Here is a 20328-nt window from a genome sequence, read left to right as displayed (position 1 = left end):
TCCCCGTCTGCCGCCAATGCCCAGCACCGTGGGAATCATGGACAGGGAGAGTAGCCAGTAGGGGTTGCGCAAGACGCGGTTGCGCTCGACAGAGGCGCTCCGATCCACGGCAAGGGCAGGCAATGTGTGCAAGTGGTGTTTCATGAAGACTCCAGTGGAGACCGCACGTGGGGACAGGGGATGGAGCCGCAGTGGGCCGGTCGCGGTGCTTCGAGGACGCGATCGCGTCGAAGAAAGCTCAGAACTCACAGCCGGATCGGCTGCGACGCATCAGACGGGGAGGATGCTTGTCGCGCGGGGAGGCCGTTGCGGCCCCTCCAGGCTTGGGGATGGCAGGACCAGATCGACGGCTTGCGACGGACGGGCCATGGCAAGCTGCAGGCCACTCCAGTTGCCCTGGGAGTCCAGCAAGGCGGCAAAGTCGAGTACCTGCCCCCCATGTGGCTGGCTGGGCTGGTCGTCGACCTGGTGCTCATCGATCGATCCGCTGAAGTTCGCGTGGCGTGACGCGTCAGCGACTTGGTGCTGATCCTGGGCAGGAATTTCCGCAGTCAATGCGAAACGCTGCTGTGTCATGGCGAGAGCCGACCACAGCAAAACGAAAGCAAGCAGGAGCGAAACAACCCGGGGTGGCATGGAGCCGTCAGTGTACTAGGCGCACCGTGCATTCCAAAAGCGACAAAGCAGTGACAAAAAAAGAAAGGGCCTAGAGGCCTTTCCTTGACAACAGTTGCGGTCGTAGCTGCGAGGCTCTGTTGTCCCTGCTGGAGTGCAGGACATGAATTGCGCCATGCGACACCTTGCTTGAATCCCGGAAAACAGCCCCTATTCGGCCGTCTTCAAAACAGCAGAAGCACCAACATCCCCCCTCCGCCCATACCTCTGCGCCAACACAGCACAAACCATCAACTGCATCTGATGAAACAACATCAGCGGCAACACCACAGCCCCCGCAGCCGACGAAGCAAACAGCACCTTCGCCATCGGAATCCCGCTGGCCAAGCTCTTCTTCGACCCGCAGAACACGATGGTGATCTCGTCCGCCGTATCGAAGCCGAGCCTGCGCGCCGCAAAGGTGGTCAGCGTCAAGGCCAGCCCCAGCACCACGGCGCACACGAACAGCAGCCCCACCAGCGCGTGCGCCGGCACCTGCCGCCAAAGCCCTTCGATCACGGCCGCGCTGAACGCCGTATAAACCACCAGCAGGATCGATCCCTGGTCCACGAATTTCAGCACCGGCGCCCGGCGCTGGATCCACTTGCCGATCCATGGCCGCAGCAGGTGGCCCACCACGAAGGGCACCATCAGCTGCAGCAGGATGCGCCCGATGGAGCCCAGCGACGAGCTCGCATGTCCGCCGTGCGGCAACACCACCAGATTGACCAGCACCGGCGTGATGAACACGCCGAGCAAGGTGGAAGCCGAAGCGCTGCAGATGGCCGCGGGCATGTTGCCCCGCGCCATCGCGGTGAACGCGATCGCCGACTGCACCGTGGCGGGCAGCACGCACAAATACAGCACGCCGGTATAGAGCTCGGGCGTCACCAGCGGCAGCAGGAGCGGCTTGAGCGCCAGGCCGAGCAGGGGAAACATCACGAAGGTGCTGCCGAACACCAGCAGGTGCAGCCGCCAGTGCGTGAGGCCGTTCACCACCGCCTCGCGCGACAGCTTGGCCCCATGCAGGAAGAACAGCAAGCCGATGGCGGCCGTCGTCAAAAGCTCGAACAGATGCGCCACCTTGCCGCTTGCGGGCAGCAGGCTGGCGAAGGTCACGACCGAAAGAAGCGCGAAGGTGAAGTTGTCGGGAAGAAAGCGGGGACGACGGGACATGGCGGGAGCGCTGCGGCACGCCACGGGCGCGCAGCCGATTCATCGGCAAACAAGGAGGTTTGATTTCCGCGCATGAATCTGGTTGCCAATTTGCGGAGCCCGGCGCGTGCTCCTCGCGCCCGGAGCGATTTTCGGGGAGGCCCGGCATCGCTGCCGGCTCGCACCCCGATAGCCCCGGCTCAGTGTGCGGCGAACGAACTGAACTGCGCCTGACGGCGGCGCTGGCAGTAGTCGATGAGGTCGTCGATTTCGGTGGCCTTGTCGAACACGGCGTCGGCGCCGAGGTTGGCGCACTTGCGACGGATCTCGGGCGTGGCGTAGTTGCTGAGCACCACGATCTTCTGCGCCGGATCGCGCTGGCGGCAGGCTTCGAGCACCCGAAAACCGGTGCCGTCCTTCAGGAACAGGTCGACGATGGCCAGGTCCCATTGCGAGAGGTTGTGCGTCAGCCACTTCGTGCCTTCGGCTTCCGTCTCGGCCTCGCCGATGGGATCGACCCGTGCCACCTCGCGCAAGGTGCCTATCAGGCTCTGGCGGATGGTGGGGTTGTCTTCGACGATGAAGGTGCGGATGGTGGTCATGTCGTGTGGCCTCTGCGCTTCTTTACGGTTTGCGACAGGCTACAAAATGCGCCCGCCGCAAGTCGAAGGCATGACACCCCACCCCAAGTAGGACAAGGCTGGCGGCGCGCCCGCCTTGCCTCGTCTCCGCACTGCGGTGACTCCGTCAGAGCGTCAGGATCGTGCAGCCCGTGGTCTTGCGCGCTTCCAGGTCGCGGTGCGCCTGCTGCACGTCGGCCAGTGCATAGCGCTGGTCGATGGGAATCTTCACCGCGCCGCTCTGCACCACGGCGAAAAGGTCGTCGGCCATCGCCTGGGTGGCTTCGCGGGTCGCGATGTGGGTAAAGAGCGTGGGCCGCGTCACATAGAGCGAGCCCTTGGAGGCCAGGGTGCCCAGGTTGATCGGCGGCACCGGGCCCGAGCCGTTGCCGAACACGGCCAGGAGGCCGAAGGGACGCAGGCACTCGATCGAGCCTTCGTAGGTGTCCTTGCCCACCGAGTCGTACACCACCTTCACGCCCTTGCCGCCGGTGATCTCCTTCACGCGGGCCGCGAAGTTTTCGGTGCTGTAGTTGATGGCGTGCGCCGCGCCGTGGTCGAGCGCGAGCTTGCACTTGGCGTCGCTGCCCGCCGTGCCGATGAGCTGCAGGCCCAGCGCCTTGGCCCACTGGCAGGCGATGAGGCCGACGCCGCCGGCTGCCGCATGGAACAGGATGAAGTCGCCGGCCTGCAGGCCTTCGGCCGGCAGCGTCTTCTTCAGCAGGTACTGCGTGGTCAGGCCCTTGAGCATCATGGCCGCGCCGGTTTCGAAGGAGATGGCGTCGGGCAGCTTGCAGACGTTCTTGGCCGGCATCAGGCGCAGTTCGCAGTAGGCGCCGGGCGGGCCGCTGGCATAGGCGGCGCGGTCGCCGGGCGCCAGGTGCGACACGCCCTCGCCCACCGCCTCGACCACGCCCGCGGCCTCCATGCCCAGTTGCAGCGGCATCTGGAACGGGTAGAGCCCGCTGCGCTGGTAGGTGTCGATGAAGTTCAGGCCCACGGCCTTGTGGCGGATGCGGATCTCGCCGGGGCCGGGCTCGCCGACCTCCACCTCGACGATCTTCAGCTCCTCGGGGCCGCCATGGCGGTCGATACGGACAGCTTTGCTCAACATCGTTGCAGTCTCCACGCGCAGAAAAAGAAGAGGCGCATCGTGCCACGTTTGACCGTTTCGCGAGGCGCAAGGGGCGATGCACCAGGGCCTGTAGAGTCGGCGGCCATGTCCACACCGCAGCAGCCGCGCCTCACCGCCCTTACCGTTCTTCTTCTCACCGTGCCGCCGCTGCTGTGGGCCGGCAATGCGGTCGTCGGCCGGCTGGTGCGCGACCTGGTGTCGCCGCTCACGCTGAACTTCGTGCGCTGGGTCATCGCCTTCGTGATCTTGCTGCCGCTCGCGGCCTCGGTGCTGCGCGGTGCAAGCCCGCTGTGGGCGCACTGGAAGCGCTATGCGCTGCTCGGGCTGCTGGGCATCGGCCTGTACAACGCCTTCCAGTACCTGGCGCTGCAAACGTCGACGCCGATCAACGTCACGCTGGTGGGCTCCAGCCTGCCGCTGTGGATGCTCGCCACCGGCGCGCTCTTCTTCGGCGCCCGCATCGGCGCGCGCGAACTGGGCGGTGCGCTGCTGTCGATGCTGGGCGTGCTATTGGTGCTCAGCCGCGGCGAGTGGCAGCAGTTGCTCGCGTTGCGGCTGGTGCCGGGCGACCTGTACATGATTGCAGGCACCATCGCCTGGGCCTTCTACAGCTGGATGCTGGCGCGCACCCACGAGCCCGCGCAGGTGCGCAAGGACTGGGCCGCTTTTCTGATGGCGCAGCTGGTGTTCGGCATCGCATGGTCGGGCGCGCTGGCCGCGGGCGAATGGACGCTGACCGATGCGCACATCGACCTGGGCTGGCCGCTGGTTGCGGCCATGCTGTTCATCGGCATCGGCCCCGCGGTGGTGGCCTACCGCTGCTGGGGCAACGGCGTGCAACGCGCGGGCCCGCAGGCGGCAAGCATCTTCATGAACCTCACGCCGCTGTTCGCGGCGGTGATGTCGGCGGCGTTCCTGCGCGAGGCGCCGCACTGGTACCACGGCGTGGCGTTCGTGCTGATCGTGGGTGGGATTGTGGTGTCGGCGCGGCGCTGAGGTTCAGGGCTTGCGGAACAACCCCGTCAGCAGGTCTTTTTCGTCGAACCGGTCGTCCTTGAAGCACTCGACAGTTTCGAGACCCGCAGCCTCCATCGCCCGCGCCAGGCTGGCCTCGTTGTAGAAGCCGACGTGGCAAGGGTCCGGGTAGGCCCGGTCGTAGGGAATGGAGATGACGAAGTGGCCGCCGGGCGCCAACGATTGGCACGCCGATGCAAGAAAGTCGGGCACGTCGTCCGCGTAGATGTGCTCCAGCGTATGGAAGCTCACGACGGTGTCGGCCGGCGGAAGAATCGGGCCGTCGGCCGTCATGTCGTGGCCGACGAACATGCTGGGCACGGGGACCGACGCGAAGAGCTCGCGCGCGAGGTCCAGGGCCTGTTCATTCAGGTCTACGCCGATCACCTCGGTCACCTCCGGGTTCTCGCGCAGCCAGTAGGTGCTTGCGCCGTGGTTGCAGCCGAGGTCTAGCACCCGGCCACGGATGAACGGCGCATAGGCCTGCAGGATGCGGCGGTTCGCATGCCGTTCCCAGAAACCGAGGGGACTCGGCTCGACGGTGACGTACGACTCCTTGGCGTAGCGCGTGGTCTCGGCCGAAGGATCGGCGAACAGATGCGCCAGCGCGGACTGGCCGGCCAGCCACTGCGGCGCTTCGTCGCGACCCACCAGGCGCCAGGCATAACCCGGCCGGTCGTAGAGATCCTTGCCCGAGGCCAGCAACGCCGGGATGTCGATGGCGGCGAGGAATTCCGGCGCGTTGTATTCCTGGTGCGCGAAGGCGCGGATCTTGGCGCGTACGGCGTCCTCGTCCATCGCAAGGTACGAGAGATGCCAGCCGGCCTCCGCGAGGATCAGCGCCGGCTGCGCCCCGGTGCGCACCCGCATGCGCAACTGGTCGGGCGTGAACGCATCGAGTTGCGCGCGCGTCGCTGCGACGGTCCACACGGACGAAGCCTCCGGCCCCTCGACGTTGCGGTAATTCGCGTAGAAATAATAGAACGCCAGGCACAGCCCGAAGACCGCGTGCCGGCGGTCGCCCCGCATCGCGCGCACCACCGATGCGCGCGGAATCTCGTCGGCATCGGAGATGAGGATGAGGTCGTCGGGCGCCGCATCGTGCAGGCCGCGCACGATCTGGTTGCGCTGGAATTTCTCCCGAATCCAGAAGCCGGACTTCGGCGTGTCGGAGAGCCAGTCGCCCACCACCGGCACCGCATCCGCCGCCTCGTCGACGACCGGCATGTCGTGCACCGCGACATAACGGATGCGCGGCAGGAACGATGCGATGCGCGGGTCGGCGGCATCGAAGCGCAGCGCCTTCGGCTCGCCGCTGAAGGTGCGGTCGGCCTCCACGACGACAAAGCAGTCGACCACCTCGGCCAGCTCGTGCAGCCGCGCCGCGAGGATGTCGGCCTCGCCGTTGTAGGTGATGCAGTCGTACACCCTGCGAGGCGCAGCGTTTGACGCCACGGGCTCGGCCGCGAACTCGATGCGGTAGCCGTTGCGCTCGAACATCTGCAGGATGTCGCGCTCGCCGTACCAAGCATCGAGCTGCGACAGCGGAATCAACGAACGCAGCGTGAGCGGCGAAAGACTCGCCAGTTGCCGCACCTTCGCGTGATGCCCGAACAGCAGCAGCGCGTTGTAGCCCTGGTGCAGCTGCGGCCCCGCATGCTCGATGGAAAAGCTGCGCGCCAGTTCCAGCGGCGCGAAGCGCATGCCGGCCGCTTCGAGCGCGGGACGCAACACGCCGCTGAGCTGCACATCTTCGAGCAGCGCGTTGTGCTGCCAGTGCATCTTCAGCGGATCGCCCTGCACCGCATCGGGCGGCGGAATCTCGACGCGGATGTGCGGGTGGTCGATGAGCGCCCGCATGAAGCGCCGGCTTCGCAGGCTGAAGCCGCCGTTCTGGATCGGCGTGACGAGGTGGTCGGCCTTGTGCAATTCATCGGCCCACTCGAAGCGGTTGCGCCAGTACGTGCCTTCTGGCGTGTCGATCTTCGCGAGGTGGATGGGTGCGCCGATGTAGTCGAAGCCGAGGAACTCGTCGCGCCAGTTGTTCGCGTTGACGACCCAGCCGTCTTCCTGCACCACCAGCGCGAACTCGGTCTGCACCACGCGCCAGAGCGCGAACATCATGAACCAGCCGTACTCGTGGTAGTTCAGCGGCGCGATGGGCAGGTGCCCGATGCCCGGTGCCAGGTCGGCTGGCACCTCGGGGCTGCACAGGAGCGCGCGGGCGCCGGGCATCTGCGCCTGGCTGTGCTGCAGGGCCATGGCCGCGCCGCGCGCGTCGGGCAGCCCGGTGACCGACACCAGCGTGATCTTCTCGAAAGACGCTCTGTTGGTGTTGTTGCTCACGACGCGCCTCCCCCTCGCTCGTGAGCCGCGTCAGTAGGTGCCCGGGTAGGCGCCGCCGTCCGCCAGCACGTTCTGCCCGGTCATGTAGCCGGCCTGCACGCTGCAAAGAAACGCGCAGATGGCGCCGAACTCGGCCGGCGTGCCGAAGCGCTTGGCCGGAATGTTCTTCTTGCGGGCTTCCCACACGGTGTCGAAGTCCTGGCCGGTCTTCTGGGCGGTGCCGGCCATCGTGCCCTTGAGACGGTCGGTTTCGAAGGAGCCGGGCAAGAGGTTGTTGATGGTCACGCCCTGCGCCGCAATGGGCGTGCGCGCCACGCCGGCCACGAAGCCCGTCAGGCCGCTGCGCGCACCGTTCGAGAGGCCCAGGATGTCGATGGGCGACTTCACCGAACTCGACGTGATGTTCACGATGCGGCCGAACCCGCGTTGGGCCATGCCGTCCACCGTGGCCTTGATGAGCTCGATGGGCGTGAGCATGTTGGCGTCGACCGCCTTGATCCACGCCTCGCGGTCCCAGTTGCGAAAGTCGCCGGGCGGCGGGCCGCCGGCGTTGGTGACGACGATGTCGAAGTCGTGCCCCAGCGCAAACACGGCCGCGCGGCCGGCTTCGGTGGTGATGTCCGCGGCCACGTGCTTCACGAAGGCACCCGATGCAGCCGCTTCGCCCAGCTTCGTGGCCGCTGCTTCCAACGCCTCGGCGCCGCGCGCCACGATCACCACGTTGACGCCTTCGCGCACCAGCGCCTCGGCGCAGCCGTAGCCCAGCCCCTTGCTCGCGCCGCACACCAGCGCGGTCTTGCCTGCAATGCCCAGATCCATGTTTGTTGCTCCTAACGTGCAGGGGCTTCGCGCCCCTTGCGTGTGAAAACGAAGATGCCCGCAATGACGAGCACCGTGCCCGCCGCGATCCACGCGGTGAACGGCTCATCGAGTATGACCACCCCCATGAGGATGGTCGACAGCGGCCCGATCATGCCGGTTTGCGCCGCCACGGCGGGGCCGATGCGCTCGATGGCCATCATGACCATCAGGACAGGCACCGCCGTGCACACCGTGGCATTGAGCACCGACAGCCAGATGACCTCGGGGGCCAACTGCATCGCCACGCTGATCGGCCGCGTGAGCACGAACTGCAGGATGCACAGCAGGCACGCCACCGTGGTGGCCAGCCCCACGAGCCTGAGCGAGCCGAGCCGCTTGACGAACTCGCCGCTGTAGACGAGGTAGCCCGCGTAGCTCACCGCGCTCAGGAACACGAGGAACGCGCCCCAGGCCGCCGCGCCGCCGCCCTTGCCGCCGCCTCCGGTCCAGAGCTCGTGGCCGAACACCAGCAGCACGCCGGCATAGCTCACGATCATGCCCAGCACCTGCGGCCGTGTGGCGCGCCGCCGGTAGAGGATCCAGCCGAACAGCAGGACCAGCGTGGGGTTGAGATACAGGATCAGCCGCTCGAAACTGGCCGAGATGTAGGCCAGCCCCGCGAAGTCGAGAAAGCTCGCAAGGTAGTAGCCCGAGAAGCCCAGGCCGACAACGCCCAGCCAGTCGCGAAGGGTGAGCGCCGGCTTGCCGCGCCCCGCCCACCACGCCATCACAGCGAACAGCGGCAGCGCAAAGAGCATGCGCAGCATGATGAGCGTGATGGCATCGACGCCATAGCGGTAGGCCAGCTTGACGATGATGGCCTTGCCGCTGAACGCGATGGCGCCCAGCGAGGCGAGGATCAGGCCGGGCGCAATGCTCTTTGCGCCGCTCTGCGAAAGGGGAATGCCGGTCTGCGCGGCGGTCTTGGTCATTCCCCGATCATCGCGCGCTCGTTAAAACCCTGCCGCCACGCCGTCACGGCGCGGATCGCTGGCAGCCACATAGCCTTCGACCGACGGGTCGCCCGCGCGCCAGATGAACTGGCCGGCGCCGAAGTCCTGGTACGAGTCGTTGATGACGTCCAGGTGATGGCCCAGGTCGCGCAGGCCCTGCACGGTGTCGGCCTTCATCGCGGCCTCGACGTTGATTTCCAGCCCCGCATTGAAGCGCCAGCGCGGCGCATCGCAGGCGGCCTGCGGGTTCTGCTTGTAGTCGAGCATGCGCACCAGCGTCTGCATGTGGCCCTGGGGCTGCATGTTGCCGCCCATCACGCCGAAGCTCATGACGGGTTGGCCGTCCTTGGTGAGGAAGGCCGGGATGATCGTGTGGAACGGCCGCTTGCCCGGTGCCACCACGTTCGGGCTCTCGGCCTTGAGGCTGAAGCCGTGTCCGCGGTTCTGAAGGCTGATGCCGAATTCAGGCTCCACGCAGCCCGAGCCGAAGCCCATGAAGTTGCTCTGGATGAAGCTCACCATCATGCCGCTTTCGTCCGCCGCGGTGAGGTAGATGGTGCCGCCCTTGACGGGGTTGCCGGCCTTGAAGTCCTGTGCCTTTTTCACGTCGATAAGTCTCGCACGCGATGCGAGGTAGGCGTCATCGAGCATTTGCGCGGGGGTCACCGTCATCGACGATGGCTCCGACACGTAGCGGTACACGTCCGCAAAGGCCAGCTTCATCGCCTCGATCTGCAGATGCTGCGACGCGACCGAGTCGACCGGCAGCGACGCGATGTCGAACTTTTCGAGGATGCCCAGTGCGATCAGCGCGGCGATGCCCTGGCCGTTCGGCGGGATCTCGTGCAGCGTGTGGCCGCGGTAATCGCGCGAGATCGGCTTGACCCACTCGGGCTGGTAGGCCGCGAGGTCGGCCACGGTGAGCGAACCGCCCTGCTCCTTCGAGAACTTCGCGAGTGCCTCGGCGATCTCGCCGGTGTAGTAGGCCTCGCCCTTGGTGCGGGCAATGGCCTTGAGCGCACGCGCCGCGGCGGTAAAGCGAAACAGCTCGCCCACTTCGGGCGCGCGGCCCCAGGGCAGGAAAGCCTGCGCAAAGCCGGGTTGCGAACCCAGCAGCGGCGTGGCCGCGGCCCACTTGCCCTGCACCACAGGCGGCACGAGATAGCCGCGCTCGGCGATGTCGATGGCCGGTGCCAGCAGATCGGCGAAGGGCAGCTTGCCGAAGCGCTCGCTCATCGCGACCCAGCCGCGCACAGCGCCCGGCACGGTGACCGAGTCGATGCCGCGCATCGGCGGCGCGGCGGCATCGGCGCCGTACTTGGCCTTGAAGTACTCGGGCGTCCAGGCCTTGGGCGCCGGGCCCGAGGCGTTCAGGCCGTGCAGTTCCTTGCCGTCCCACAGGATGCAGAAGGCGTCGCTGCCGAGGCCGTTGCTCACCGGTTCAACCAGCGTCATCACGGCCGCTGTGGCAATGGCCGCATCGACGGCATTGCCGCCCTGCTGCAGGATGCGCAGGCCCGCTTGCGAGGCGAGCGGGTGCGAGGTCGACACCACGTTGCGCGCAAAGATCGGGATGCGCGTGGAGAGGTAGGGGTTGTTGAAGTCGAAGTTCATGTCGGCGCTCTCGTTATTCATTCGTGATCTTGCGGTCGACCACGATCTTTTTCCACTTGGCGGCGTCGGTGGCCACCATCTTCGCGAACTGTTCGGGCGTGCCTGCGGCAGCCGGCTCGATGCCCAGGCGCGCGAGCTTGTCCTTCACTTCAGGATCGGCCAGCGCTTCGTTGGCCGCCTTGTTGACGCGCGCCACGATGTCCGCGGGCAGGTTCTTCGGTCCGTAGAAGCCGAACCAGGTGTTCGATTCGAAGCCCGGCAGCGTATCGGCAATGGCCGGCAGTTCGGGCGCCAGCGGGCTGCGCTTGAGCGAGGTGACGCCCAATGCGCGCAGGCGCCCGTCGCGCACATGCGGCATGCCGGTGGGCAGCGAATCGAACAGCACGTCAACCTTGCCGCTGATCAGGTCGGGAATGGCCAGCGCCGTGCCCTTGTAGGGAATGTGCGTGACGAACACACCGGCCTGCGCCTTGAACAGCTCCGCGGTGAGCTGCACGATGGTGCCGTTGCCGCTCGATGCGTAGTTGAGCTTGCCGGGGTTCTTCTGTGCGTAAGCTGTCCATTCGCGCAGCGTTTTCGCGGGCGCGGTGACCGGCACCAGCATGATGCTGGGCGCATCGCCCACATGCGCGATAGGCGTGAAGTCGCGCACCGTGTCGTAGGGCAGCCGGGGCGTGACCGCCGGGCCGATCGAATGCGTGCTGGTGGTGGCCAGCAGCAGCGTGTAGCCGTCGGGCGCGGCCTTGGCGGCCATGTCGGAGCCGATGGCGCCGCCCGCGCCGGGCTTGTTGTCCACGACCAGCGTGGTGCCCAGCTTCTCGCTCATCTTCTGGCCGAGCGTGCGGGCAAAGAGGTCGGTGGCACCGGCCGCGGGGAACGGCACGATGAGCCGGATCGGCTTGTTCGGGTAGCCCTGCGCCAGGCTGGCGGACGACGCGGCCATGCACAGGGCAATGGCCACCCCTTGAAGGAACTGGATTCTTTTCATGGTGCGGATTCTGGCCCTGTGGAGAAAAACAGAATGCTATGCACCCGCCGCGCATCAAACCAGATAATTCCGGTTATTCAACTATGAGCGCTGCTTATGACAAAGAACGGCACCGAAGATGTCTCCCTGCAGCAGCTGCGGGCGCTGGCCGCGGTGGCCGAATCGGGCAGCTTCACGCTGGCGGCCGAGAGCCTGCAGCTCACGCAGCCGGCCATCAGCCATCTGGTCAAGCGCATGGAAGAAGAGCTCGGGCAGCCGCTGGTGGTGCGCGGCCGCCGCATCCAGCTGACCAGCGCGGGGCAGGTGATGGTCGAGACGGCCGTGCGCGCGCTGCGGCTGATCGACGAATCGGTGATCGCCTGCCGTTCGCAGTCGCAGCTGCGCGAGGGGCGCGTGGTGCTGGCAGTAGGCCATCTCACGGCGGGCGCCTTGCTGCCCCCGATGCTGGGCCGCTTCTCGCGCAAGCACCCGACGCTGGCGACCACGCTGCTCGACAGCACGGCCGAGCAGATGATCTCGCGCATCCTTTCGCAGGAAGCCGACCTGGGCTTCGGTTCGGACATCGGGCAGAAGCACTCCGAACTCGCCACGGAGCCGCTGTTCACGGAGCGCATGGCACTTTTCGTGCGCGACGACCATCCGCTGGCGCAGCGCGTGGTGGTCGATGCGAAGCACCTGGAGGCCTTGCCTTTCATCCACGTGAATCCGGACGCCAACATCTGGCGGGCGGTGAGCCGGCAGCTCTCCAGCGTGGCCAATGTGTACCCGCATGTGGTGCATCACGTGTCGATGCTGTCCACGGCCTTCGGCCTCATCCAGTCGGGCGCCGGGGTCGCGCTGCTGCCGCGCTACGTGGAGGTGCTGATGCCCGGCAACCTGCGCGCGGTGGCAGTGACGCGCCCCGCACTGGAGTACCCGGTGGTGGCCATCCGCCTGGCCAAGCATCCGCTCAGCCCGGCGGCCATGGCCTTCCTTGAAATGGCCCGGCAGCACATGAAGCCGCCGCGCAACGGCAAGTAAAAATGAGAACGGCGCCCGAAGACGCCGCTCTCTCCACGCATGGCCGAAGCCGCGCGATCAGTCCTCGACGAAGGCCTCTTCGCGCTTGGACTTCACCGCAGGCAGCAGCACGATGATCAGCAGCAGCAATGCCGCGCCCAGCAGGGCGGCGGAGATCGGACGCGTGACGAACACGCTCCAGTCGCCGCGCGACAGCAGCAGCGCGCGGCGCAGGTTCTCTTCCATCATCGGCCCCAGGATGAAGCCCAGCAGCAGCGGCGCAGGCTCGCAACCCAGCTTGAAGAAGGTGTAGCCGACGAAGCCGAACATGCCGACCATCCAGATGTCCCAGGTGTTGTTGTTGGTCGAGTACACGCCGATGGCGCAGAACAGCACGATGGCGGGGAACAGGAACTTGTAGGGCACCGACAGGAGCTTGATCCACATGCCGATCAGCGGCAGGTTCAGGATGACCAGCATCGCGTTGCCCAGCCACATCGAGGCGATCAGGCCCCAGAACAGCTCGGGGTTGCTGGTCATCACCTGCGGACCCGGCTGGATGTTGTGGATGGTCATCGCGCCCACCATCAGCGCCATCACCGCATTGGGCGGAATGCCCAGCGTCAACAGCGGAATGAAGGAGGTCTGCGCGCCGGCGTTGTTGGCCGCTTCAGGTGCCGCCACGCCGCGGATGTTGCCCTTGCCGAAGGGCACTTCGCCCGCGTTCAGCTTGGTCTTCTTCTCGATGGTGTAGGCCGCGAAAGCCGCCAGCAGCGCGCCGCCGCCGGGCAGGATGCCCAGGGCAGAGCCCAGCGCCGTGCCGCGCAGGACGGCAGGCACCATGCGCTTGAAGTCTTCCTTGGTCGGGAACAGGCCCGAGACCTTGGCGGTGAACACTTCGCGCTCGTCGTCGGGGCGCGAGAGGTTGGCGATGATTTCGCCGTAGCCGAACACGCCCATGGCGATGGCCACGAAGCCGATGCCGTCGGTGAGTTCAGGCACGTCGAAGCTGTAGCGCGCCACGCCGGAGTTCACGTCGGTGCCCACCAGGCCCAGCAGCAGGCCCAGCACGATCATCGCGATGGCCTTGAGCAGCGAGCCCGAGGCCAGCACCACGGCGCCGATCAGGCCCAGGATCATCAGCGAGAAATACTCGGCCGGGCCGAACTTGAAGGCCAGCTCGGTCAGCGGCGGCGCGAAGGCGGCCAGGATCAGCGTGCCCACGCAGCCCGCAAAGAACGAGCCCAGGCCGGCAGCGGCGAGCGCGGGGCCCGCGCGGCCTTGCCTGGCCATCTGGTAGCCGTCGATCACGGTCACCACCGAGGACGATTCGCCCGGAAGGTTCACCAGGATGGCGGTGGTCGAGCCGCCGTACTGCGCGCCGTAGTAGATGCCGGCCAGCATGATCAGCGCCGACACGGGCGGCAGCGCATAGGTGGCGGGCAGCAGCATCGCGATGGTCGCGACCGGGCCGATGCCCGGCAGCACGCCGATCAGCGTGCCCAGAATACAGCCCAGCAGGCAATACAGCAGGTTGGTGAACGTGAACGCAACACCGAAGCCGAGGGAGAGGTTGTTGATCAGATCCATTTTGTTCAGCCCGTGATGAAGGTCGGCCAGACCTGGATCTGCAGCTTGAGCGCCCAGATGAATGCGACGTAGCTGCCGACGGCCAGGATCGTGGCCAGGATCAGCACGGTCGGGAGCTTGAACTCCTGGCCCGCAAGGCTGGAGATGAGCACCAGCGCGTAGATGGCGATGATCATTCCCATGGCCGGCACGCCCAGGCTCGGCAGGCCGCCGAGCAGGATGCCGAACGCGAGGTTGGCGCCCAGGATGAAGATGACCTGCTTCCAGGCCCACTTGCCGATCTTTTCTCCGTCGGTGGTTTCAACGGTGAGCCCGCTGAACATGATCCCGAGGCCGATGACGGCCATCAGGATGCCGAGCATCAACGGGAAGTAACCCGGACCCATTCGAGCGCCGTTGCCCACGTTGTAGGTGGTGGCGCCCCATGCGAACGCCACGCCGACCACGGTGAACATCACACCCGAGAAAAAGTCTTTCTGACTTTTGATTTTCACGAACAGTCTCCTCGAAAAAATTCGATACGGGATTGTCGAGTCAGGCGGTGGTCAGAAGAATGTGGGTTTCACTAATCGCGCGATTAGGGTTAACCCAAAGGACAACATCACTCCAGGGGCGGCGTGGCGCTCAGCACCTCTTCGATGGTGGTCACGCCCTCGGCCACGCGCAGGGCGCCGGCCAGGCGCAGCGGCCGCATGCCGTCGATCACGGCCTGCCGCCGCAGCCCGGTGAGATTGGGTTCCTTGGTGACCTGGTCCTTGAACGATTCGGTCACGCTCAACAGCTCGTACAGCCCCATGCGGCCCATGTAGCCGGTCATGCGGCAGTCCACGCAACCCACGGGCTTGTAGGCGCGCACCGAGCCGGTGATCTGCCAGGGCTTGACGAAGGTCTCCAGGCTTTCGCGCGTGACCGTCTCGTCGGGCTGCTTGCAATGCGGGCACAGCGTGCGCACCAGGCGCTGCGCGAGCACGCCCAGCATCACGGCGGTGATGAGGTACGAGGGCACGCCCAGTTCCATCATCCGCGTGATGGCGCTGGGCGCATCGTTGGTGTGCAGCGTGCTGAACACCAGGTGGCCGGTGAGCGCAGCCTGCACCGCCATCTCGGCGGTGGCGAGGTCGCGGATTTCGCCCACCATGATGATGTCCGGGTCCTGCCGCATCAGCGCGCGCAGGCCTTCGATGAAGCCGAAGTCCAGCTGCGGCTGCACCTGCGTCTGGTTGAACGAAGGCTCGATCATTTCGATCGGGTCTTCCACCGTGCTCACGTTGACCTCTTCGGTCGCCACGCGCTTCAACGTGGAATAGAGCGTGGTGGTCTTGCCCGAGCCCGTGGGCCCGGTCACCAGGATGATGCCGTTGGGCCGCGTCACCAGCTGTTCCCAACGCTGCGCATCGTGTTGCGCGAAGCCCAGCGCGTCCAGGTCCTTCACCGCGGTGTCGGGGTCGAAGATCCGCATCACCATCTTCTCGCCGAAGGCGGTGGGCAGGGTGGACAAACGCATTTCGACTTCGTCGCCGCGCATGTTGCGGGTCTTGATGCGGCCGTCGAGCGGGCGGCGCTTTTCGACCACGTCCATGCGGCCCAGGAGCTTGATGCGCGCGACCATCGCGTTCATCACGCCCATGGGCATCTGGTAGGCCGGATGCAGGATGCCGTCGATGCGGAAGCGGATCACGCCCTGCTCGCGGCGCGGCTCCAGGTGGATGTCGCTCGCGCGCTGGTCGAAGGCGTACTGCCAGAGCCAGTCGACCACCTGCACCACGCTCTGGTCGTTGGCGTCGAGCTGCTTGTTGCTCTTGCCCAGCTCCACCAGTTGTTCGAAGCTCGCGCCGCCGGTGTTGCCGCCGGCCTTTTGCGCCGCGCGCACCGACTTGGCGAGCGCGAAGAACTCGGCCGTGTAGCGCTGGATATCGGCCGGGTTGGCCACCACGCGCCGCACCGTGCGCTTGGACTGGCGCTCGACCTCGGAGATCCAGTCGGTGAGAAAGGGCTCGGCCGTGGCCACCACCACCTCGTTGGGCAGCACCTGCACCGGCAGCACCTTGTGGCGCTCGGCGTAGGCCGCGCTCATGGTGTCGGCGACCTTGCCCACGTCGACCTTGAGCGGGTCGATGCGCAGGTAGCTCAGGCCGGCGCGGCCGGCGAGCCATTGCGTGAGGGCTTCCAGGTCGAGCGGCTTGCCGTCGCTCTCGCGCGTCATCGCCACGTTGGCCAGGCGCACCAGCGGCGCCTGACGGCTTTCGGCCTGCGCGCAGCGTGCGATGGTGCGCTTGGCCTCCATGGGGGAAATGACGCCGTCGGTGGCCAGCCATTCGATCAGGCGGCGCAGCTCGAGCGGCCCTTCATGGCGGGCGGGCGCGGGTGCGGCCAGGGGGGCGGGGGCGGAAACGGCAGGGACAACGCTCATGAGCCGGCAGGTCGGGTGATGGATGTATTCAGGGGCCTGAACACCCGCAGCCACTTGGGCGCGGGCAAACTCCAGCGAGTCTGGATCGTTTGCGCGCGCTCGGCAAGCACCTCGCGCTTCGGACGGCTCGGCGTGCGCTGCGCCAGCACCACCGTGTTGCCTTCGCGCGTCGGCTTGAAGGCCCAGACCGCATCGGCGCCGAACGCGGCGGCGATCTTCTCGAGGCTGCGCTCGTAGCTGGACGAGCGGCCGAAGAGGTTGACCGTCATGCAGCCGTCTTCGGTGAGCAGCGTGCGGCAGTCGGCGTAGAAGTCTTCGCTGTCGAGCACCGGCGCGGCCGCTTCATGGTCGTACAGGTCGACCTGCAGCGCATCGACCATGCCGTGCCATTCGGGCTTGCGGATCTCCGTTGCCGCATCGGCGATCACCACGCGCAGCTTGGGGTCGTCGGCCGGCAGCTTGAACCAGCCGCGGCAGGCGGCCACCACCTGCGGGTTGAGCTCGACCGCGGTGGTGCGCATGCGCAGCGTCTTGCGGCAGAACTTGGTGAGCGTGGCGGCGCCCAGGCCCAGCTGCATCGCATGGCGGCTGGCAACGGTCTTGCCGTCGACGAACAGCAGCCAGGCCATCATGCGCTGCACATATTCGAGCTCGATCTCGAAGGGTGCGTCCAGCTTCATCGAGCCCTGTACCCATTCGGTGCCCAGGTGCAGATAGCGGATGTCGCCCCAGTCGGAGAAATTGACTTCGGGGAGGGCGGGGGTTTTGCTCGTGGCCATCAGATGAGTTTGTGGGCGTCGAAGACCTCGCGCCAGGCCGCGAGCTTGCGCTCGAAGCTCCACGACGCGTTGGCGGGGCTGGTGGAAGGCAGCTGGTAGACCGGCACGCCGAGCGTGCGCGTGTGGCGTGCGTGCTTGAAGCTCTCGCCGCCGTTGTGCGCGATGGCGGCGAGCCTGGGCAGCTTCAGGGCGGCGATGTCGTTGGCCACCGGCGCGCGGATGGCCGAATCCAGACTGCCTTCGCGCTCGCAGGCCGCGTACACGTCCCACACGCCCAGGCCGCGGTCCAGCAGCCATGCCTTCTTTCTTGCGTAGCTGTTGTCTACGCCCGCCGGAAGTGGATGGTCGGGCCAGACGGCTTGCAAGATTTTCCAGAACTGGTTTTGGGGATGCGCATAGTACTGCTGCTGCTCGAGCGAGCGAGCGCCCGGAAAGCTGCCGAGGATGAGCACCACGGTGTCGCGCGAGACGATGGGCGCCAGGCCTGTGAGCACCGGGCTGCTGTCGGCGTCGGGTGTGGCGGGTGGATTCATGGGCTTATCTTGGCATCGTCTTCCGGTATTGCGGCGCGCCCACAAAAAAACCCGCCGAAGCGGGTTTTCTCGTTGGCCGAAGCGAAGAAGCAGCAGGCTTACTTCTTGGCAGCTTCGTTCTCTGCGGTGCCGGGGATCTTCTCGCCGATGGCCGCGCCGGTGCTGCGCATGCCGTCGGCCGTCTTGTGGCCGGCGTTTTCGACCGCGTCGCCCGTCTTCACGGCGGCCTTCTTGGTGGCGGTGGTGGCTTTCTTGGTGGTGCTCTTCGTTGCGTCCCAAGCCTTCTCGGCACCGTTCTCGGTGGCGTTCACAGCCTTCTTGGTGGTGCGCTTGGTCGCGTCCCAGCCCTTTTCGGCGCCGCGTTCGGTGGCGTTCACGGCCTTCTTGGTCGTGCGCTTGGTGGCATCCACGGCTTCCTTGCCGGCTTCCTTCACCTTCTCGGTGGTGGTGGGCTCGGCCGTTGCAGGCGCGGCGGTGGTCTGCGCCACGGCGGACACGCCGATGGAGGCGAGTGCCAGGGCGAGGACGACGGGCACGGTGCGGGCAAAAGATGTGTTCATTGGAGGACTCCTTCTTGGATGAAGTTTTGGGAGTGACGAACTTGTCACTGGACAAGCAACGTAACTTCGAACTTCAAGGATGACAGCAAAAAGCCGCCCTCCAACCCCGTGAAGCCAACTCGGGGCATCGGCCTACGCGGGGTGCGGCGGGCGCTCCGACAAGGCCATCAGACTTTCGAGCTTCGGCAGCGTTTCGAACGCATTCCGGGTGGTGGCGGCGGCCAACTCGTCGACGCCGATGCCGCGCAGCCCGGCCACCACCTGGGCAATGCGCGGCAACTCGCCGGGCTCGTTGCGCCCCTGCGCTTGCCCGGCCTCGCGTTGTGCCTGCGTCCTGTACAGCCAGTGCGGCTGGATGTCCGGCGCATCCGTCTCCATCACGATCGCCGACAGCGGCAGCGTCGTCGCGAGCCGGCGCAGTTGCAGCGCGCGCTCGAAGGTCACCGCGCCGCCGAAGCCGAGCTTGAGCCCGATCGCGATGCAGGCATCGGCCTGCTGTTCGCTGCCGTTGAAGGCATGCGCAATGCCCTGCCAGGGCTGCCCGCCCGCTGTCTGCCGCAGGTGCTTGAGCACCTTGTCGACCGAACGCCGCACATGAATGAGCACGGGTAACCCGTGCTTGCGTGCCAGTTGCAACTGAGTGTGAAAAAAGCGCTCCTGTTTGGGGCCGTCCAGGCCTTCGACGAAGTAGTCCAGGCCGATTTCGCCGACCGCCACCAGCCTCGGGTCGTCGCGCCGCGTGGTGAGTTCGGCGTCGAGGGTTTCGAGGTCGGCGTCCTTCGCCTCGCCGGTGCAAAGTGGGTGAATCCCCAGCGCGTAGGCGTCGCCCTGCCTGTGCGCGAGCTCGCGCACAGTGTCGAAGTTGAAGGCGGCGACAGCCGGAATCACGCACAGCGAAACCCCCAGCGCCGCGGCGCGGGCGCGGATCTCGGGCATCTGCGCACCGAATTCGGGCGCATCCAGGTGACAGTGGGTATCGATGAACGAAGCCATCGGGCGATGATGCCCGAAGGGATGCGCGGGCGAAGAAAGCGTGCTACCGTGAACTCCTTCACGCGTCCCTTTTTTGCCGGAGGTTCTCCGATGCGCAGGCCCGCTTTCTACAGCCGCTCGCCCCGCACGCCGCCCCCGGCCGCAGAACAAGCGGCCGATCCGGCGGATGCCACTGCATCGCCCGACGCGGGAGGCGCCGCAGGCACGGCCGGCGGCGCGCAAGCCCTGCCGTCTTCCTCACTCAAGACCGGCTGGCAACCCGGGCGCAAGAGCTTCGCATTGCTGGTGGTGCTGTGTGCGGCACTGGTCACCGGCGGCACCGTGTTCTGGCCGCGCCAGGGCAAGGCCCTTACGCAGAAAGACATCGATGCGGCCGTGATGCGCACGCTGCAGACCGCCACCCTCCCCTCCGCCGCCGCCAAGGCCGCCGACATCGTGCGGCCCTCGGTGGTTCGGGTGGTCGGCTACGGCACCGAGAAGGCCACGCCCGAAGCCAAGACCCAGAAGCGCGGCCGCAACATGGCCAAGGGCAAGCCGCCCGAAGCCCCCAGCGACGGCGGTCCGCCGGGCCAGGTGGAGCGCGGCGTAGGCACCGGCGTGGTGATCGTCGACAAGGGCGTGATCCTCACCAACCTGCACGTCGTGGCGGGCGCGGAAACCATCAAGGTCACCTTCGCCGACGGCCTGGAGGCCGTGGCCACCATCACCGGCGTGCAACCCGAGAACGACCTGGCGGTGCTGCAGGCACAGAAGATTCCGGACGACCTGATTCCCGCGGTCATGCGCTCCACGGCCGACCTGCGCCCCGGCGACGGCGTGGTCGCGGTGGGCTTTCCTTTCGGCATCGGGCCTTCGGTGTCGTCGGGCGTGGTGTCGGGCCTGAAGCGCTCGTTCCGCTCGCCCGAGGGAAAGCAGGAGCTGGGCAACCTGATCCAGTTCGATGCGGCCGCCAACCCCGGCAACTCGGGCGGCCCGCTGGTCAACATGGACGGCGAGGTGCTGGGCATCGTCACGGCCATCCTCAACCCGACGCAGCAGCGCACCTTCATCGGCATCGGCTTTGCGGTGCCCATCGAGAACGCCGCGTCGGCCGCCGGCTCCCCGCCGTTCTGACGATCTTCTTT

The 20328-nt window shown here is 66.7% G+C and carries 19 protein-coding genes and 1 pseudogene; 3 read left to right on the top strand and 17 right to left on the bottom strand.

Annotated elements, in window-relative coordinates:
- Window positions 1-18: 18 nt before the first annotated feature.
- The 5 genes and pseudogenes from ABIC90_RS24975 to ABIC90_RS24955 all read right to left on the bottom strand — a co-directional run.
- A pseudogene (locus tag ABIC90_RS24975) lies at window positions 19-144 on the bottom strand (BAX inhibitor (BI)-1/YccA family protein); the annotation flags it as partial.
- 126 nt (window positions 145-270) lie between these two features.
- The gene (locus ABIC90_RS24970) at window positions 271-576 is read right to left on the bottom strand and encodes a hypothetical protein (protein WP_354358991.1); all 306 of its coding nucleotides are present in this window, start codon (window positions 574-576) and stop codon (window positions 271-273) included.
- 249 nt (window positions 577-825) lie between these two features.
- Window positions 826-1830: a bile acid:sodium symporter family protein gene (locus ABIC90_RS24965; RefSeq protein WP_354358989.1), complete on the bottom strand. Its 1005-nt coding sequence runs from the start codon at window positions 1828-1830 to the stop codon at window positions 826-828.
- 179 nt (window positions 1831-2009) lie between these two features.
- Complete coding sequence (locus ABIC90_RS24960; RefSeq protein ID WP_354358987.1) at window positions 2010-2411, bottom strand: response regulator; 402 nt, start codon at window positions 2409-2411, stop codon at window positions 2010-2012.
- A gap of 145 nt (window positions 2412-2556) precedes the next feature.
- On the bottom strand, window positions 2557-3543 hold the full coding sequence (locus tag ABIC90_RS24955; RefSeq protein WP_354358985.1) for a quinone oxidoreductase family protein: 987 nt from the start codon (window positions 3541-3543) through the stop codon (window positions 2557-2559).
- Between the two features lie 105 nt (window positions 3544-3648).
- Between ABIC90_RS24955 and ABIC90_RS24950 the strand changes: the two genes are divergently transcribed.
- Window positions 3649-4560, top strand: coding sequence for a DMT family transporter (locus tag ABIC90_RS24950; RefSeq protein ID WP_354358983.1), 912 nt, complete (start codon window positions 3649-3651; stop codon window positions 4558-4560).
- 3 nt (window positions 4561-4563) lie between these two features.
- Here the strand turns inward: ABIC90_RS24950 and ABIC90_RS24945 are convergent, their stop codons facing one another.
- From ABIC90_RS24945 to ABIC90_RS24925, 5 genes are read right to left on the bottom strand one after another with little or no spacing between them, the layout of a single operon-like run.
- Window positions 4564-6924 (bottom strand): DUF5672 family protein, encoded by a 2361-nt coding sequence (locus tag ABIC90_RS24945; protein ID WP_354358981.1) that lies wholly within the window; start codon window positions 6922-6924, stop codon window positions 4564-4566.
- A 30-nt stretch (window positions 6925-6954) separates the two neighbouring features.
- Window positions 6955-7743 carry an SDR family oxidoreductase gene (locus ABIC90_RS24940; protein ID WP_354358979.1) on the bottom strand — a complete coding sequence of 263 codons (789 nt, stop codon included), beginning with the start codon at window positions 7741-7743 and terminating at the stop codon, window positions 6955-6957.
- A gap of 11 nt (window positions 7744-7754) precedes the next feature.
- Window positions 7755-8717, bottom strand: a complete 963-nt coding sequence (locus tag ABIC90_RS24935) for a DMT family transporter (RefSeq protein ID WP_354358977.1) — start codon at window positions 8715-8717, stop codon at window positions 7755-7757.
- A gap of 21 nt (window positions 8718-8738) precedes the next feature.
- Entirely contained in the window at window positions 8739-10352 is a 1614-nt protein-coding gene (locus ABIC90_RS24930; protein ID WP_354359018.1) for a gamma-glutamyltransferase family protein, read from the bottom strand.
- Window positions 10353-10365: 13 nt separating this feature from the next.
- The gene (locus ABIC90_RS24925; protein WP_354358975.1) at window positions 10366-11340 is read right to left on the bottom strand and encodes a Bug family tripartite tricarboxylate transporter substrate binding protein; all 975 of its coding nucleotides are present in this window, start codon (window positions 11338-11340) and stop codon (window positions 10366-10368) included.
- Between the two features lie 96 nt (window positions 11341-11436).
- On the opposite strand from ABIC90_RS24925, the gene ABIC90_RS24920 reads away from it, so the two are divergent.
- Window positions 11437-12360, top strand: a complete 924-nt coding sequence (locus ABIC90_RS24920; RefSeq protein ID WP_354358973.1) for a LysR family transcriptional regulator — start codon at window positions 11437-11439, stop codon at window positions 12358-12360.
- Window positions 12361-12417: 57 nt separating this feature from the next.
- Here ABIC90_RS24920 and ABIC90_RS24915 read toward each other — a convergent pair whose 3' ends face one another.
- From ABIC90_RS24915 to ABIC90_RS24885, 7 genes are all read right to left on the bottom strand, one after another.
- A complete protein-coding gene (locus ABIC90_RS24915; RefSeq protein WP_354358971.1) occupies window positions 12418-13929 on the bottom strand; it encodes a tripartite tricarboxylate transporter permease in 1512 nt (503 codons plus the stop codon).
- Between the two features lie 5 nt (window positions 13930-13934).
- Window positions 13935-14423 (bottom strand): tripartite tricarboxylate transporter TctB family protein, encoded by a 489-nt coding sequence (locus tag ABIC90_RS24910; protein ID WP_354358969.1) that lies wholly within the window; start codon window positions 14421-14423, stop codon window positions 13935-13937.
- Window positions 14424-14530: 107 nt separating this feature from the next.
- On the bottom strand, window positions 14531-16339 hold the full coding sequence (locus ABIC90_RS24905; protein WP_354358967.1) for a GspE/PulE family protein: 1809 nt from the start codon (window positions 16337-16339) through the stop codon (window positions 14531-14533).
- A complete protein-coding gene (locus ABIC90_RS24900; protein ID WP_354358965.1) occupies window positions 16336-17118 on the bottom strand; it encodes a spermidine synthase in 783 nt (260 codons plus the stop codon). The genes ABIC90_RS24905 and ABIC90_RS24900 overlap by 4 nt, the downstream gene beginning before the upstream one ends.
- Window positions 17118-17651: a DNA-deoxyinosine glycosylase gene (locus tag ABIC90_RS24895; RefSeq protein WP_354358963.1), complete on the bottom strand. Its 534-nt coding sequence runs from the start codon at window positions 17649-17651 to the stop codon at window positions 17118-17120. The genes ABIC90_RS24900 and ABIC90_RS24895 overlap by 1 nt, the downstream gene beginning before the upstream one ends.
- Window positions 17652-17749: 98 nt before the next feature.
- Window positions 17750-18211 carry a hypothetical protein gene (locus tag ABIC90_RS24890; protein WP_354358961.1) on the bottom strand — a complete coding sequence of 154 codons (462 nt, stop codon included), beginning with the start codon at window positions 18209-18211 and terminating at the stop codon, window positions 17750-17752.
- 132 nt (window positions 18212-18343) lie between these two features.
- A complete protein-coding gene (locus tag ABIC90_RS24885) occupies window positions 18344-19204 on the bottom strand; it encodes a TatD family hydrolase (protein WP_354358959.1) in 861 nt (286 codons plus the stop codon).
- A gap of 90 nt (window positions 19205-19294) precedes the next feature.
- Between ABIC90_RS24885 and ABIC90_RS24880 the strand changes: the two genes are divergently transcribed.
- Entirely contained in the window at window positions 19295-20317 is a 1023-nt protein-coding gene (locus ABIC90_RS24880; RefSeq protein ID WP_354358957.1) for a S1C family serine protease, read from the top strand.
- The last annotated feature ends 11 nt before the right edge of the window (window positions 20318-20328 follow it).

Origin of the sequence: Variovorax boronicumulans, assembly GCF_040544675.1 — a bacterium.
Lineage (GTDB): Bacteria > Pseudomonadota > Gammaproteobacteria > Burkholderiales > Burkholderiaceae_C > Variovorax > Variovorax boronicumulans_D.
This window is presented reverse-complemented; position numbering and strand designations above follow the sequence as displayed.